Annotated in this window: 12 protein-coding genes; 9 read left to right on the forward strand and 3 right to left on the reverse strand. The window is 45.2% G+C overall.

Annotation, left to right across the window (positions count from 1 at the left end; translation table 11 throughout):
* Positions 1-224 precede the first annotated feature (224 nt).
* The 3 genes from phnX to phnW all read right to left on the reverse strand — a co-directional run bounded on the left by phnX (position 225) and on the right by phnW (position 3,702).
* Positions 225-1,043, reverse strand: a complete 819-nt coding sequence (phnX, locus tag BCU75_RS07835; RefSeq protein ID WP_102473449.1) for a phosphonoacetaldehyde hydrolase — start codon at positions 1,041-1,043, stop codon at positions 225-227.
* Between the two features lie 116 nt (positions 1,044-1,159).
* Positions 1,160-2,599, reverse strand: a complete 1,440-nt coding sequence (locus tag BCU75_RS07840; RefSeq protein WP_102473450.1) for an aspartate aminotransferase family protein — start codon at positions 2,597-2,599, stop codon at positions 1,160-1,162.
* On the reverse strand, positions 2,599-3,702 hold the full coding sequence (phnW, locus tag BCU75_RS07845; RefSeq protein ID WP_102473451.1) for a 2-aminoethylphosphonate--pyruvate transaminase: 1,104 nt from the start codon (positions 3,700-3,702) through the stop codon (positions 2,599-2,601). The genes BCU75_RS07840 and phnW overlap by 1 nt, the downstream gene beginning before the upstream one ends.
* Before the next feature lie 350 nt (positions 3,703-4,052).
* Between phnW and BCU75_RS07850 the strand changes: the two genes are divergently transcribed.
* From BCU75_RS07850 to BCU75_RS07890, 9 genes are all read left to right on the forward strand, one after another.
* Positions 4,053-5,063: a putative 2-aminoethylphosphonate ABC transporter substrate-binding protein gene (locus BCU75_RS07850; protein ID WP_017094998.1), complete on the forward strand. Its 1,011-nt coding sequence runs from the start codon at positions 4,053-4,055 to the stop codon at positions 5,061-5,063.
* Positions 5,064-5,247: 184 nt separating this feature from the next.
* Entirely contained in the window at positions 5,248-6,669 is a 1,422-nt protein-coding gene (locus BCU75_RS07855) for an FAD-dependent oxidoreductase (RefSeq protein ID WP_102473452.1), read from the forward strand.
* A 227-nt stretch (positions 6,670-6,896) separates the two neighbouring features.
* The gene (locus tag BCU75_RS07860; protein ID WP_102473453.1) at positions 6,897-8,006 is read left to right on the forward strand and encodes a putative 2-aminoethylphosphonate ABC transporter ATP-binding protein; all 1,110 of its coding nucleotides are present in this window, start codon (positions 6,897-6,899) and stop codon (positions 8,004-8,006) included.
* A gap of 20 nt (positions 8,007-8,026) precedes the next feature.
* Positions 8,027-9,736 carry a putative 2-aminoethylphosphonate ABC transporter permease subunit gene (locus BCU75_RS07865; protein ID WP_198593403.1) on the forward strand — a complete coding sequence of 570 codons (1,710 nt, stop codon included), beginning with the start codon at positions 8,027-8,029 and terminating at the stop codon, positions 9,734-9,736.
* A gap of 68 nt (positions 9,737-9,804) precedes the next feature.
* A complete protein-coding gene (gene phnR, locus BCU75_RS07870; RefSeq protein WP_016789432.1) occupies positions 9,805-10,509 on the forward strand; it encodes a phosphonate utilization transcriptional regulator PhnR in 705 nt (234 codons plus the stop codon).
* 137 nt (positions 10,510-10,646) lie between these two features.
* Positions 10,647-11,549 carry a multidrug transporter gene (locus tag BCU75_RS07875; RefSeq protein ID WP_102473454.1) on the forward strand — a complete coding sequence of 301 codons (903 nt, stop codon included), beginning with the start codon at positions 10,647-10,649 and terminating at the stop codon, positions 11,547-11,549.
* Between the two features lie 200 nt (positions 11,550-11,749).
* The gene (locus BCU75_RS07880; protein ID WP_102353626.1) at positions 11,750-12,766 is read left to right on the forward strand and encodes a TRAP transporter substrate-binding protein; all 1,017 of its coding nucleotides are present in this window, start codon (positions 11,750-11,752) and stop codon (positions 12,764-12,766) included.
* Positions 12,767-12,831: 65 nt separating this feature from the next.
* Positions 12,832-13,389: a TRAP transporter small permease subunit gene (locus BCU75_RS07885; protein WP_102473455.1), complete on the forward strand. Its 558-nt coding sequence runs from the start codon at positions 12,832-12,834 to the stop codon at positions 13,387-13,389.
* Positions 13,382-14,704 (forward strand): TRAP transporter large permease, encoded by a 1,323-nt coding sequence (locus BCU75_RS07890; protein ID WP_009845624.1) that lies wholly within the window; start codon positions 13,382-13,384, stop codon positions 14,702-14,704. The genes BCU75_RS07885 and BCU75_RS07890 overlap by 8 nt, the downstream gene beginning before the upstream one ends.
* Positions 14,705-14,751 lie beyond the last annotated feature (47 nt).

Below are 14,751 nucleotides of genomic sequence, written 5' to 3' on the forward strand. Positions count from 1 at the left end.
TACTTATATTGTTAATCTGATTGCGTATCGTAGTCAATGAAATTGTTAAATATTATATATTTAAGGTGCTATTTACTGTTTTATTTGTCAATAATATGTTGTCTTAAATGTTGGAATCGGATGAACCTCGCATCACTGACGTAGTTTTACGAGGTTTTGTGTTGTTTTTTTTATACAGAATGTGGATTTATCGAGCTAGTTTAAGAGTTTAAGAGTTTAAGAGTTTAAGGGCGCTCGCCTGCAATTAAACGTTTTTCAATATCGACAATGACATCTGGTAGATCTGCAATAGTATCAATCAAATAGTGCGGGTTTGACCTATTTAGCTTCATACTTGCTTTGTCACGCGCAGCTGCAAGTGTCGCTTCGTCGGCATCCAAATATTCTTGGTACGTCAAACCTGCTTCGTTACCAGAAAGAACAAGACCTACTGTCCACATGCCGGCGTTGTGGCCTTCATCGATGCCAGGTGCTGCATCATCCACTTTCACACATGCTGAAACACTAGTCACACCAAGGTCGATTACGTTTTTAAGTGCCATGAATGGAGCAGGGCGACCGCCTTGAGGTAAGTCATCCGTCGCTACGACGTTGTCTGGATGGTAACCGTAATCTGCTGCAGCTGGAATCAGTACGTCCATCACTTCTCGTGGGTAACCAGAACAAGAACCTATTTTTACGTTCTTCTCTTTTAAGTTATTAACGACTTCAATCGCGTTTAAAATTGGCGCTGCGTGATCCGCTACTTTCGCTTTTTGAAGAGGCATGAATGCCGCGTAGATCGCATCAACGTCTTCGCTGGTCATCGAGCGTCCGAATTGAGCATTCCAACGAGCGTCAACAGCTGGGATTCGACCCACCGCCTGGATGTGATCCCATTTGCCGATACCCATAGGTTCACGTGCTTCTGCTAGAACAATATCAAAGTCGAAACCTTGCTTGAATGCTTCAACGAAGATGCTGGTTGGAGCAAACGAACCGAAATCAACGATAGTGCCAGCCCAGTCAAAGATAACCGCTTGGATAGGTGATGTTGTGTTCATAATAATGTCCTATTGTGTGTCACTTCCCGCCTGTTTAATACTCAAAGGTTCAGACGCGAGGTTACGGGTTGTTTTAGGTTATTGGTTATTTGAAATTATTGCTTCAAGGCATGCTTTCAAAGGTACTCAAAGTCTCTGCAGACTTTTGCTATCGCTTTTTCGAATACAGACAGAGCGACTTCTAGTTCGTTGCGGTTGATGATTAATGGTGGACTCAACTGGATCACGTTACCTTGTGACACCTTAAAGCTCAGGCCATCGTTTAGACACTGGTAAAGCACCGCTTCTGCTTCATCGAAAGCTCGGGTTTTGGTGATGTGGTCAGTGACCAATTCCACGCCCCAGAGCAGGCCGATGCCGCGAACGTCACCAATGACTGGGTACTTCTCTTTCATTTGAAGCAGTTGTTCATGCACGAAAGCGCTGTCTGCTTGCACTTTTTTAAGTAGGTTTTGTTGCTCAATTACTTCCATGGTGGCAAGTGCTGCCGCGCAGCCAATAGGGCTTTTCTCATGGGTGTAGTGACCCAGTGATACCTGCGCTGCCGTGTTGTATTTGTCTTTGGTGACCATGGCTGCAATTGGAACCAAACCACCGCCGAAACCTTTACCAATACATAGGATGTCAGGTTCGATATCAAACGCTTGGTGTGTGAACCATTCACCGCTACGACCCATGCCATTTGGGATGTCATCAATGATCAACATGACGTTGTGTTTGTCACAGATCTCACGGATACGCTTCCAATAAGCCTTACTTGGCACTTGAACATCGGTGTTACGAACCGCTTCTGCGATGAAGGCGCCAATACTGCCTTCTTTTTCAATCACGTACTCAAGGTAATCGGCATAGTGCACATCACATGCCGTCTCATTGTTATCGCCTGAGCTTTGCCCGCGAAGCGATAAAGAGTCATTAAGCGGGAAAGCACCACGATAAGAGACCGCTGGTGGGATACGTTCTACGCCTGCCATTAACGGGCCCATGCCTTCACGAAAACAAGCTTCACCACCGACAGAGATTGCATCCAGTGACGCGCCATGGAAGGAATCCCACAATGAAACGACTTTGAAGTTGTTGGTGACATGTCGAGCCAGTTTGAGTGCCATGCCGATCACCGATGTACCACCGGGAGCAAACAACACGCGATTCAAATCACCACCGCAGATCTGTGTCAGCTTTTCAGCGCACTGAACGGCTGTTTCATTGGTGAAGCGACGTGGTGAAAACGGCAATGACGCCATTTGCTGAGTCACTTTATTAATGATATGTGGGTGGCCATAACCTAATTGGTGAACATTATTGCCGTGAAAGTCCATGTACTTCTTGCCCGTCGCATCTTGAATGTAGATGCCTTCGGCTGCTTCAAGTGTGTCTAGGCAAGGCGTTGACATGGCTTGGTGAAGAAACACGTCAGAGTCACGCTTTAACATTGCTTGAGTCGCATCATCGTTTAGCGATTCGTTCCACTTCTCACGCGCTGGCGTGGTGTTCACATCGCCTTCGCTTCGAAAGTGTGTCGCCTTTAGAATCTGCTCTTGATTGGTCGTCGTCATTATTTGATGTCCCAGTACATAGCGTTTTCTACAGCGCCAATGAGAGCTTCAATGTCTGACGGGTAAACTTCACCGATGTTACCGATTCGAAAGCAGTCTGCGTTTGAAACCTTGCCCGGGTAAATCACAAACCCTTGCTCTTTCAATCGGTCATAGAATTCCTTGAATTGGTAATCGCTATGAGTTGGAGAGTAGAAAGAGGTGATGATAGGTGAGTGAAGATCATCATTGAGTAACGGTTCAAAACCAAGAGAACGCATACCTGCAACCAATGTGGTTTGGTTGGTTTGGTAGCGATTATGACGAGCTTCAATACCGCCTTCTTGTTCCAATTCAAGTAGAGCTTGGTAGAAAGCGCGCACCGTATGAGTCGGAGAGGTGAAGCGCCATTTCCCATGGTTGCTTTCCATACAGTGCCATTGGTCAAACAAATCAAGGCTTAATGAGCGAGCTTGGCCTTTACACTTTTCCAGTTCTGATTGTTTTGCAATAACAAAGCCGAACCCCGGCACGCCTTGAATGCACTTGTTTGCAGAGCTGATCATGTAATCGATACCTAAGTCAGCAATATCCATAGGGATGCCACCAAAACTCGACATCGCATCTAGAATGACTGTTTTGTTGTGCTGTTTTGCCAATTTGGCAATCTCTTCAATTGGATTCAGCATACCAGTGGTGGTTTCACAGTGGACAATCGCCACGTGAGTAATGTCTGAATCCATGGCCAATGCCGTTTCCATTTCGTTCAAGTCAGGCTGTGATGTTTCACCTGGGGAAACGACATGGCATGGAATGTTTAAATATTCTGCGATTTGAGCAATACGAGCACCATACGCACCGTTATCAACCACAAGAAGCTTACCGCTGTTAGAGATAACGCTACCGATTGTTGCTTCAACTGAAGCAGTGCCGCTGCCTTGCATTAGCACACTTGTATATCCCGCTTGTTTAGTCGCTAAAGTCACAAGCTTGCTACGAATCACTTCAACAACGTCTTTGTTGTATTCATCATCCCAAGTACACCAATCTTTTAGCATCGCTTGGCGAACGGTTTCAGAAGTAGATAGAGGACCTGGTGTCAGTAGTAAGTATTCGTTTCTCATGTTCAATTCTCGCGATGTTGATTTTGGACTATACCAATATTTGCGATTACTTTAACAACCAATTTAAACGGTCGTAAATAGCCTAAACATCATTTTCACAAAAGCTTCATATTAAAATTGGTCACTTCTCTTGAGAAATTCCCCGATCTTTAAACTGCCATTTTTTGTTCATTTAATCGTCATAAAAGCCAGTTAGCTTAATACTCGAAATCTGGTACATACCAATGTAAAGGTATGTGCTCACAACCTAAATGAATTTATGGATATAGAAGCCTCTAGATGGAGCTTCTAGCCTTAACAACTTTAACCTTGGCAATTCCTAACCTTGGCATCGGGCCTGACTGGAGAAAATGATGAAAAACCGTTTTATGAAAGGATCACTTGCAGCATTAGTTACTCTATTGGCTGGTAATGCTTATGCAGCACAGGAAGTGACGGTTTACACCGCTTTCGAAACTGACATTTTAGCGAAATACAAAAACGCATTTGAAAGTGAAAACCCAGACATCAACATCAAATGGGTTCGTGATTCAACTGGGATCATGACGGCAAAATTATTGGCCGAGAAAAACAACCCTCGTGCAGAAGTAGTATGGGGTCTTGCGGGCTCTTCTATGGCTTTGCTTAAAGAAGAGGGCATTCTCAAGCCTTACACACCTCAAGGTGTAGAAGCACTGCGTTCAAACCTCAACGACCCGCAATCTACTCAAGCTTGGTATGGCAATGACGCATTCTTCAATGCGGTTTGTTTCAACGAAGTAGTTGCTAAGCAATTGAACCTACCTGCACCTAAATCTTGGGATGACCTAACGAAGCCTATCTACAAAGGCCACATTGCAATGCCAAACCCAGCGTCTTCTGGTACGGGCTACATGCAGGTTTCGGCTTGGTTACAAAACATGGGTGAAGACCAAGGTTGGAACTACATGCAGAAGCTTGATCAAAACATTGCTCATTACACGCACTCCGGTTCGAAGCCATGTGTTCAAGCGGGTATGGGTGAAGTGGCTATCGGTATTTCTATGGCGAGCCGCGGCGCGAAGCTGAAGACTCAAGGCGCGCCACTTTCTGTGATTACACCGGAAGGTATCGGTTGGGAATCTGAAGCGGTAGGTCTTGTTAAGCCTTCAGATGCAGCACAGCGTGTTATCGATTGGTCTATCTCTAAAGCAGCGAATGAACTTTACATTGAAATGTACCCAGTTGTTGGCCACCAAGATGTCACAGGTAAAGCAGAGAACTTCCCGAACGTAGAGAAGAACATGGCAAAAATGGACTTCGCTCGTATGGGCAGTGAACGTGCAGATGTTCTGAAAACATGGTCTGAGAAGTTTGACGCTAAATCAGAGCCAAAATCTTAATCTGCTGAGCTTTTTAGTTCATGAGCTCCTTGGTTAATTATCTACCGAGCTTATTCGACACGTGGTTTATTAGACACGTAGTCCATTAGGTATGCAGCTCATTAGAAGTTAGGAATCAGTAAAGGAAGGCTTCGGTCTTCCTTTTTTAGTTTTACACCTTTAGGTTTTAAGTAAGGTACAACAAATGACAAAGCACTACTCATATTGGTTCAAGCAAGCATTGGAACAGGAATTTGGCAGCATCAATACTGGGCTAGAATCCGCTAAACCGCTTCAAAAAGACGTTAACTGTGATATCTCCATTGTCGGCGGTGGTTACACCGGTTTATGGACGGCGATTTTAATCAAACAACAACAGCCCGAAAAACATGTTGTAGTGATTGAAAAAGGCTTGTGTGGCAGCGGTGCTTCTGGTGCGAACGGCGGGTGTATGCTGACTTGGTCAACTAAATATCCAACGCTGAAAAAACTCTATGGAAAAGAGCAAGCCAAATGGCTAGTTAAGGAATCTGAAAAGGTCATTTACGAGATCGAAGCTTTCTGTAACGAGCATAAAATCGATGCGCATCTTTATAGAAGTGGCACTTACTACACGGCGACCAATGAAGCTCAAAAGGGCGGAATGAAGCCTGTCGTTAATGAGTTGGTCAAGCAGGGTATCAACAGTTGGAAGAAGTGCGATCAGTCATTGCCTGATAAAGCAGGGTCGGATCGCCACATTGAAGGTTATTACTCGGAAGCTGCGGGTAGCGTTCAGCCAGCGTTATTAGCGAGAGGCTTACGCCGCATTGCGATCGAATTGGGTGTCGAAATTTACGAAAATACAGAAATGACTTCTCTTGATTACGGCTCACCAGTTCGCGTCCAAACTAAGGGTGGGACGATAACTTCCGATAAAGTGATCTTAGCGCTCAATGCATGGATGCTCGATCACTTTAAAGAGTTCAAACGCAGCATTGTGGTTGTCTCGTCTGACATGGTAGTGACCAAGCCTATTCCAGAAAAACTCAGGCAGTTTGGTCCCGAAAAAGGAGCGGCGGTAGTGGACTCACGCATCTTTGTTCATTACTACCGTGACACTGAAGATGGACGACTCATGTTGGGCAAAGGCGGCAATAAATTCTCGTTTGCCAATCAAGTTGAAAGCATGTTCAACCAAACGACTAACTACATACCGATCCTCAATCAATCTTTCCAGAAATTGTTCCCTAAACTGGAACAGAATGAATTCGATTACAACTGGTCAGGCGGTTCAGACCGCTCCGTCACAGGATTGCCATTTTTCGGTAATCTAAAAGATCAAAACAACATCTATTATGGGCTCGGTTACTCAGGTAATGGTGTGGCTCAAACTCGCATGGGAGGCAAAATTTTGTCTTCAATGGTGTTAGGAGATGATAACGAATGGACACGTAGTGGTTTAACTCGCGGTCCACGAGGCTATTTCCCACCAGAGCCATTTCGTTGGGTTGGGGCGATGATGGTGCGTGATGCGGTGCGAAGAAAAGAGAACGCAGAAGATTCGGGTAACACGCCATTGTGGCTAGATAAACAGTTATCCAAACTCGCAGGTGCGGCGGGCAAAGCCGACAAGGTTGAATCATAGATTAATCTAGCGTTTAAATTAGAAGTTTACATTTAGGCTCTCAGTGATTTATGGGCAAGTCATTGAGGGCTTTCAACGTTGAGCTCACTTTTAATGCTGAACAAATAGCAATCTTTAATGCTTATTATATCTGCAATATAACTGTCATTTAGCTTCTATAAATTTGTCACTCAACTGCAATATTCAAAGTTTAAATTTGGTATATACCATATAGAGAGTGCTGTAGTATGAGCAACCAAACTTATTTGAATATTGAAAACGTTGTAAAACAATTTGGCCAATTTACAGCGTTAAAAGACATATCCTTATCGATCGAAAAAGGTGAGTTCGTCTGTTTCCTTGGCCCGTCTGGCTGCGGTAAAACAACACTCCTACGTGCGATTGCAGGACTGGATTTACCGACCTCAGGCTCTATTGAGCAGAATGGAGCGGATACGACGTTCCTACCTCCTGAGAAACGCGATTTTGGTATCGTATTCCAATCTTATGCTCTATTTCCAAACCTGACTGTGGAAGAGAACATCGCAATTGGTTTGAAGAACCAAGGGATGTCGACCAAAGAAGCTCTGGAAGCGGTAGAATCTTGGTTAGAAACCATTGGTTTACCAACTTCTGGCCAAAAATACCCAAATCAACTGTCTGGTGGACAACAGCAACGCGTGGCTCTCGCTCGTGCATTGGCCTTGTCTCCAGGTTTGCTACTCCTCGATGAACCGCTCTCTGCGCTTGATGCGAAGGTAAGAACACACCTGCGTGATGAGATCTGTCAATTGCAGCGTAAGCTGGGCATTACCACCATCATGGTGACTCATGATCAAGATGAAGCCTTAACCATGGCCGATCGCATTGTGGTCATGAATCATGGTGTTATCGAGCAAGTGGGTGCTCCGCAAGAAATCTATCAAAATCCAGTCAGCCGCTTTGTCGCTGAATTCGTTGGTAGTATGAACTTTATACAAGCTTCTGTTGCTGCGAAAGGCAAAATGCGCATTGCAGAGTCGATGTTAACGTTGCCAGTTTTAGATAATTTGACACCAAAGCATGGCGACCGTTTTGATATCGCGGTGCGTCCAGAACAAATTCAGTTTGTTGATCGCTTTAACGAGTCTTTACCCGTCAGAATCATATCTAGCGAGTTCCTCGGGGCGTTCTATCGAGTTGAGTGCGAGCTGCAACATGACTCAACGGCTAAAGAGATCATCGTTGATGTGTCAGTCAAAGAGTTTAATCGATTGAAACTGCGTCGCAGCGATATTCGTTACGTAGCGTTTGATGAAGAAGGTCTGAGAGCTTACCCATCTGAAAGCCTGCAAGTGATGAAAGACGAGGCGGCGTAACAATCATGGAATCGACTCAAATGATGCAATCTAAGCTGCTAATTCAACGACGAGTAACGCCTTTTCTTGCTCGGTTAAGTAAAGACAACGTAATCCTATTCGGGCTTCTGGCTTTTTTGTCAGTGGTCATGACGCTATTCATTCTGATGCCTCTGTGGGCAATGTTGAAAAAGAGTGTTCAGAACGCAGACGGTGAATTTGTAGGATTACAGAATTTCGCAACGTATTTTGCTTCGCAGAGCCTCTGGCAGTCGGTAGGTAACACGTTTACACTTGGGCTGTTAGTAACGGTTGTCGTAGGTGTATTAGCGTTTGGTTATGCCTATGCGTTGACTCGTTCATGTATGCCTTTTAAGGGGCTTTTTCAGGTGTTGGGTTCAGCGCCGATTCTAGCTCCGTCGTTGCTTCCTGCGATCAGTTTGATCTTCTTATTTGGTAATCAAGGTATCGCCAAAGAAGTATTAGGGGGAAACTCGGTATACGGTTTGATTGGTATATCACTCGGCTTAATATTCTGGACTTTTCCACACGCCTTGATGATTCTGACCACCTCGTTAAGAACTTCTGATGCTCGTCTGTATGAGGCGGCACGTGCTCTAAATACTTCATCACTTAAAACCTTCTTCATGGTGACGCTACCTGCAGCCAAGTATGGTTTGATCAGCACTCTGATCGTTGTATTTACGCTGGTGGTTTGTGACTTTGGTGTGCCAAAGGTGATTGGTGGCAGTTATAACGTTCTATCGACTGACATCTTTAAACAAGTGGTAGGGCAACAGAATTTCTCTATGGGTGCAGTGACCAGTATTTTGTTGCTGTTGCCTGCATTGCTTGCGTTTACAGTGGATCGCTGGGTTCAAAAGAAACAGAAGAGCTTGTTTGATACTCGATCCGTCGCGTACCAACCTGAACCAAACACTCTACGTGATGGCGTGTGTTTCCTTTATTGCACCATCATCTCTGCTGCTGTGGTTATCGTGCTAGGCATGGCGATATACGGTTCAATGGTCACGTTCTGGCCTTGGAACAAAGCACTCACCTTGAATAACTACAACTTCGCAGAAATGAGTACTTATGGTTGGACGCCGTTCTTCAACTCTCTAACGCTGGGTGCATGGACTGCTATTATCGGTACAGTGCTGATTTTCTTGGGTGCGTACTGCATCGAGAAAGGCAGAGCATTTGGTCCTGTTCGTCAAGCAATGCAGATGCTCAGTGTTGTGCCGATGGCAGTTCCGGGCATGGTGTTGGGTTTGGGGTACATCTTCTACTTTAATGACTTGAGCAACCCACTTAACTTTTTGTATGGCACGATGGCGTTCTTGGTGATCAACACCGTGGTTCACTACTACACGGTAGGGCACATGACGGCATTAACCGCATTAAAACAGCTGCCTGAGGAGATAGAAGCGACGGCGGCTTCGGTTAACCTACCGCAATACAAGCTGTTCTTTAAGGTAACCGTGCCGGTTTGTTTGCCTGCGATTTTAGATATTGCGACATACCTGTTTATTAATGCACTTACCACGACATCTGCGGTAGTATTCTTGTATTCTACCGATACGATACCTGCGTCAGTTTCAGTACTGAATATGGACGATGCGGGACAAACCGGTGCAGCAGCAGCCATGGCCGTCATGATCATGATATCGGCGGCAAGTGCGAAGTTGATTCATATGCTAATCAACAAGTTATTTGAGAAGCGCACCCAAGCTTGGCGCAAACGCTAGCCAACCATTTTATATTGCAGTTGGCCAAGGAATGGCTGACGACAAGAACAAAAATAAAAGGAAATGAAGTGCAGTACGTAAAAATAAAAGACGTCATCGTAGAGCAAATAGAGTCGGGGATGTTAACGCCACGACAGAAGCTGCCTGCGGAGCGCAAACTGGCTGAATCGTTTGATACAACACGAGTAACGTTGCGTGAAGCGCTGTCTTCACTTGAAGCTGAAGGGCGTATTTATCGAGAAGACCGCCGTGGTTGGTTTATCTCTCCAGCGCCGCTGCGCTACGATCCAACGCAAACGCTGAACTTCACTAATATGGCTTTGTCGCAGAATCGTAAGCCGAAAACAGAATTAGTGGCAGCGAAAGGTATGTTAGCAACCAAGGAAGCAACTAAGCTTCTTGAGCTGCAACCTTTTTCGGATGTTTATCGAGTGGACAGAGTTCGTTACCTTGAAGATAGGCCAGTTGTGTATGTGACCAACTACATTCGACCTGAACTGTTCCCTAACTTGCTTGACTACGACTTGTCTAAGTCATTGACGGACATATACCGAGAGCACTTTGGTGTGGTGTATCAAAAGATACGTTATCGTGTGAGCACAACATCATTGCTGGGCGAAACAGCGCAAGCTCTGCGCGCGACTTCGGGTTCTCCGGCTATGGTGGTTGAGCGTGTTAACTACAATCAGAACGGTGATTTGATTGACTGCGATATTGAGTATTGGCGTCATGATGCGATCAGCATTGAGTCGATAGCCCAGCTAGAGCGCTAGTCATACTTTAGAATGCTGGCATATCTGCAATTATGTAGTATTGCCCAATTGAAACGATCAAAGGTCTCTTATTCGGAGGCCTTTTTTATCACCGGTTGTCAGCCGTTGTGCTAATTCATCAATAATTTAGGAATGAAATGGAATTCTCTGCCATTGTAATCGTGATTATTTCGGCTTTGCTTCATGCGGGTTGGAATGTTCTAGGTAAATCTAATCAAGGATCGGGTTCGTCATTCTTCTTAGCCTCTGGCTTTGCCGCCGCAGCGATATTGACGCCTTACTTGCTCTGGTATGTTCACAGTGTAGGGCTATCAAATATCTCACTTCCATTCTGGCAACTGGTTTTCTTGAGTGGGATCTGTCAAATCATCTATTTGATTGGGTTAGGCGCGGCCTATAAACAAGCTGATATCGGTGTGATTTACCCAATGGCACGAGCACTTCCCGTGTTGATGGTGGGTTTAGGCACCGTGTTGATCGGCTATGAATTGTCAGCGAATCAATGGATTGGGTTCACTTTAATAACCTTAGGCTGTTTGTTTGTACCACTTAAGCAGTTTTCAGATCTTAGGTTAAAAGCGTATCTGAACCTTGGCGTGCTGTGGGCGTTAATCGCCGCTATTGGTACCACGGGTTATTCCATTATTGATAAAGAGGCGCTTCTACTATTAGAACCATTAAGCACATCTATTATCACAAACAAGCACACCGCGATTTTTTACCTAGGCATTCAGTTTTGGGCGATTGTGATTCCGTTGAGTGTTTGGTTATTCGTAACCAACCAAAGAATCGAGTTTACTAATGCTTGGACACTGCGAAAGAAAGCCACAGTGGCCGGCATCATGATGGCTTCGACTTATGGTTTGGTGTTGTTTGCGATGACCATGACTGAGAACGTCAGCTTGGTTGTTGCTCTTAGGCAAGTAAGTATCATCTTCGGCGTAGTGATGGGGATCTACTTTTTAAAGGAAAAGTGGCACGTTACACGTGGTGTAGGCGTCATGTTTATCATTGCTGGCTTAGTTATCTCACTGACTTAAAAAGAAATTAAATCCCACCTCCAACCTGTAATGTGACTTTTCAGTCGCATTTTTCTTATTGATAGCAAACGTTTTACTAATGTTAAAGATGTGATCCTTCTCATAGACAAGGCTGTAAAGTTACCGGTAACATTCACCTCAACGTTACCGGTAACATATAATTACAAACCGGACTCTGTGAAACTCATAAGGATACCCAAATGAAAGCTCTGACTAAAACGCTGATTGCTGCCTCCCTCACTGGTCTATTTGCTACTTCAGCAATGGCTGCAGACTTTAAACTTAAAATTCAATCTTCAGATCCTTCTGGTGACTTGAACTTCAAGGTTCAGCAGAAGTGGGCTGAGCGCGTAGAGACGATGTCTAACGGACGTATTGATATCGATCTTCTGCCTGTAGGCGCTGTGGTTAAGCACACAGAAACGCTAGGCGCGATCAAAATGGGCATCCTAGATGGTCACATCACAGCAACAGGTTACTTCTCTGGTAAAGATCCAGCATTTGGTCTTATCGGTAACATGGTTGGCGCATGGTCAGACACAACACAACTGCTTCAGTACATGAACTACGGTGGTGGTAATGAGCTAATGACCGAACTGTACAAGCCTTACGGTGTTCAATTTGTTGGTGCTTCTACGACGGGTGTTGAATCTTTCATTTCTAAAAAACCAATCGATGGTGTTGCGGATCTTAAAGGCCTGAAATTACGTGCGCCTGAAGGCCTAGTTCAACAAGTATTTGCAGCCGCGGGTGCGACTCCAGTAAACCTACCGGGTTCGGAAGTATTTACTGGCCTAAGCAAAGGCGTAATTGATGCCGCGGACTACACGGTATTCTCTACCAACCAAAAAGCGGGCATGAACGACATTGCAACACATCCAGTTCAACCGGGCTTCCACTCACTGCCGCTTATCGATATCTCTATTTCTCAGAAGAAATGGGACAAGATGCCAGCTGATCTACAAACGATTCTACAAACGTCAGTTCGTGACTTCTCTTACGACATGACGACTCAGCTGAAAATGGCTGACCAAGCTGCACTTAAAGAAGCTCAAGCGAACCCAGAAATTACTATCCACGACTGGTCTCAAGAAGAGCGTAAGAAGTTCCGTGAAATCGCGAAAGGCCAATGGAAGGTATTTGCAGAGCGTTCTGATAACGCAGGAAAAGTTTACACCTCAGTGACTGTGTTCCTAGAAGAAAACGGCTTACTGTAATTCAAACTTAGTTTACTGACGGGGGAGGGCACTGCTCTCCCGTATTCTCCCAGGAAATTTGGCTCATGACCGATAAAATCCCCCACGCCCCAGCTGAAAACGACGAGCAACCAAGAAATGCGCTTGATCGTTTTGTTATAAAGTTCAGTAATCTCGTTAGCTGGTTGTTTATTTTTACTGTATTGATTTCATTTTATGAAGTTGTGATGCGTTACGCATTTGATGCCCCGACCACATGGGTACATGAAACAGCTTCTTTCATCGGTGGTTCATTATTCATTATTGGTGGTATCTACGCGTTTGCTGCGAATAAGCATGTACGTGTGGTTCTTATCTACGATTCAGTGTCTAACCAAGCACGCAAATATCTTAATCTTGTTCACCACATTGTTGGTTTGGCCTTTGCTGGCATGCTCGCTTACGCGGCTTACTTCACTGCGGAAGAAGCGTGGTTTGCACCTTGGGGTGAATTCCGCCTTGAAACATCAGGTTCAGTGTTAAACGCGCCTTATCCTGCGTTGCTGAAAGGCCTGATTTTTGTCGTTTTGTGTGTTCTTGTTGTCCAGTTTGTATTGCACCTAATCCAAGAGTTGATAGGTCTAAGGAAGAATGACGATGTTTGATTTATCTTCTATTGGTATCGCATGGGGCAGTTTGCTCATGCTGGTTATGATGATTGGCTTGCTACTGACCGGTATGCAGCTAGCGTTCGTAACAGGCTTTGTCGCGATTTTCTTCACTCTATGTTGGTTTGGTCCTGATGCCCTGCCTTTGATTGCAAGCCGTACCTACAGCTTTGCTTCTGGTTATGTTTTCCTTGCTGTTCCGATGTTCGTGTTGATGGCGGCTTTATTAGACCGCTCGGGTATCGCGCGTGACCTGTTTGATGCAATGAAATCTGTTGGCCGTAAGGTTCGTGGTGGTGTTGCAGTTCAAACGCTACTAGTTGCGGTTCTATTGGCTTCGATGTCAGGCGTTATCGGTGGTGAAACGGTACTACTGGGTATTCTTGCTCTGCCACAAATGCTTCGCTTGGGTTATGACCGTAAGCTTGCTATCGGTACAACCTGTGCGGGTGGCGCACTTGGTACCATGCTTCCGCCAAGTATCGTACTGATCATCTACGGTATGACAGCCAGCGTATCGATTGGCGACCTGTTCAAAGCTTCTTTCCTACCTGCGTTTATTCTTGCTGGCTGTTACATCGGTTACGTGCTGATTCGCTGTAAGCTAAACCCTTCTCTTGCGCCTATTCCAAGTGATGATGAGACAGAAGAAGATATCGCCAATCAGCCAAGCTACTTCAAAGCTCTGTTCTTCCCATTGCTTTCTGTTGCAACGGTTTTGGGCAGTATTTACACAGGTATCGCTTCAGTAACAGAAGCTTCTGCCTTGGGCGTGGTTGGTATCATGATCAGTGCGCTAATTCGTGGTGAACTGAACTTCAACATGTTGAAAGAGAGTGCCATCGCAACCATGCGTACCTGCGGCATGATCATGTGGATTGGTATCGGTGCAAGTGCATTGGTTGGTATCTACAACCTGATGGGCGGTATTGATTTTGTTGAAGAAACTATCCTTGCGCTCAGTGGCGGTAACGCGACAGTAACGCTATTAATCATGATGGCTATCTTGTTGGTTCTAGGCATGTTCCTTGACTGGGTAGGTGTGGCGCTTCTGACTATGCCAATCTTCGTTCCAATCATCACTGGCCTTGGTTTTGATCCAGTATGGTTCGGCGTTGTGTTTTGCCTAAACATGCAGGTGTCGTTCTTGTCACCGCCGTTTGGTCCTGCGGCATTCTACTTGAAATCAGTAGCACCAAAAGACATCAGCTTAGGTGAGATTTTCTCTTCACTACTGCCGTTCATTGCACTTCAAGTATTGGTTCTGGCACTGGTTATTATCTTCCCTCAGCTCGCGCTTTGGTGGCAATAACAGCGAAGGTTCCTGAGTGAGTTTACGTTCAGGAACCTATCAATAGC

It is taken from the genome of Vibrio splendidus, assembly GCF_002873455.1.
Taxonomy (GTDB): Bacteria; Pseudomonadota; Gammaproteobacteria; order Enterobacterales; family Vibrionaceae; genus Vibrio; species Vibrio splendidus_J.

What these genes read in the sequence shown, in the direction of transcription:
- BCU75_RS07855 (WP_102473452.1), top strand. Translation starts at nt 5,248, where the DNA reads ATGACAAAGCACTACTCATATTGGTTCAAGCAAGCATTGGAACAGGAA.
- phnW (WP_102473451.1), bottom strand. Translation starts at nt 3,702, where the DNA reads ATGAGAAACGAATACTTACTACTGACACCAGGTCCTCTATCTACTTCT.
- BCU75_RS07840 (WP_102473450.1), bottom strand. Translation starts at nt 2,599, where the DNA reads ATGACGACGACCAATCAAGAGCAGATTCTAAAGGCGACACACTTTCGA.
- phnX (WP_102473449.1), bottom strand. Translation starts at nt 1,043, where the DNA reads ATGAACACAACATCACCTATCCAAGCGGTTATCTTTGACTGGGCTGGC.
- BCU75_RS07850 (WP_017094998.1), top strand. Translation starts at nt 4,053, where the DNA reads ATGATGAAAAACCGTTTTATGAAAGGATCACTTGCAGCATTAGTTACT.
- BCU75_RS07865 (WP_198593403.1), top strand. Translation starts at nt 8,027, where the DNA reads ATGATGCAATCTAAGCTGCTAATTCAACGACGAGTAACGCCTTTTCTT.
- BCU75_RS07885 (WP_102473455.1), top strand. Translation starts at nt 12,832, where the DNA reads ATGACCGATAAAATCCCCCACGCCCCAGCTGAAAACGACGAGCAACCA.
- BCU75_RS07880 (WP_102353626.1), top strand. Translation starts at nt 11,750, where the DNA reads ATGAAAGCTCTGACTAAAACGCTGATTGCTGCCTCCCTCACTGGTCTA.
- BCU75_RS07860 (WP_102473453.1), top strand. Translation starts at nt 6,897, where the DNA reads ATGAGCAACCAAACTTATTTGAATATTGAAAACGTTGTAAAACAATTT.
- BCU75_RS07890 (WP_009845624.1), top strand. Translation starts at nt 13,382, where the DNA reads ATGTTTGATTTATCTTCTATTGGTATCGCATGGGGCAGTTTGCTCATG.
- BCU75_RS07875 (WP_102473454.1), top strand. Translation starts at nt 10,647, where the DNA reads ATGGAATTCTCTGCCATTGTAATCGTGATTATTTCGGCTTTGCTTCAT.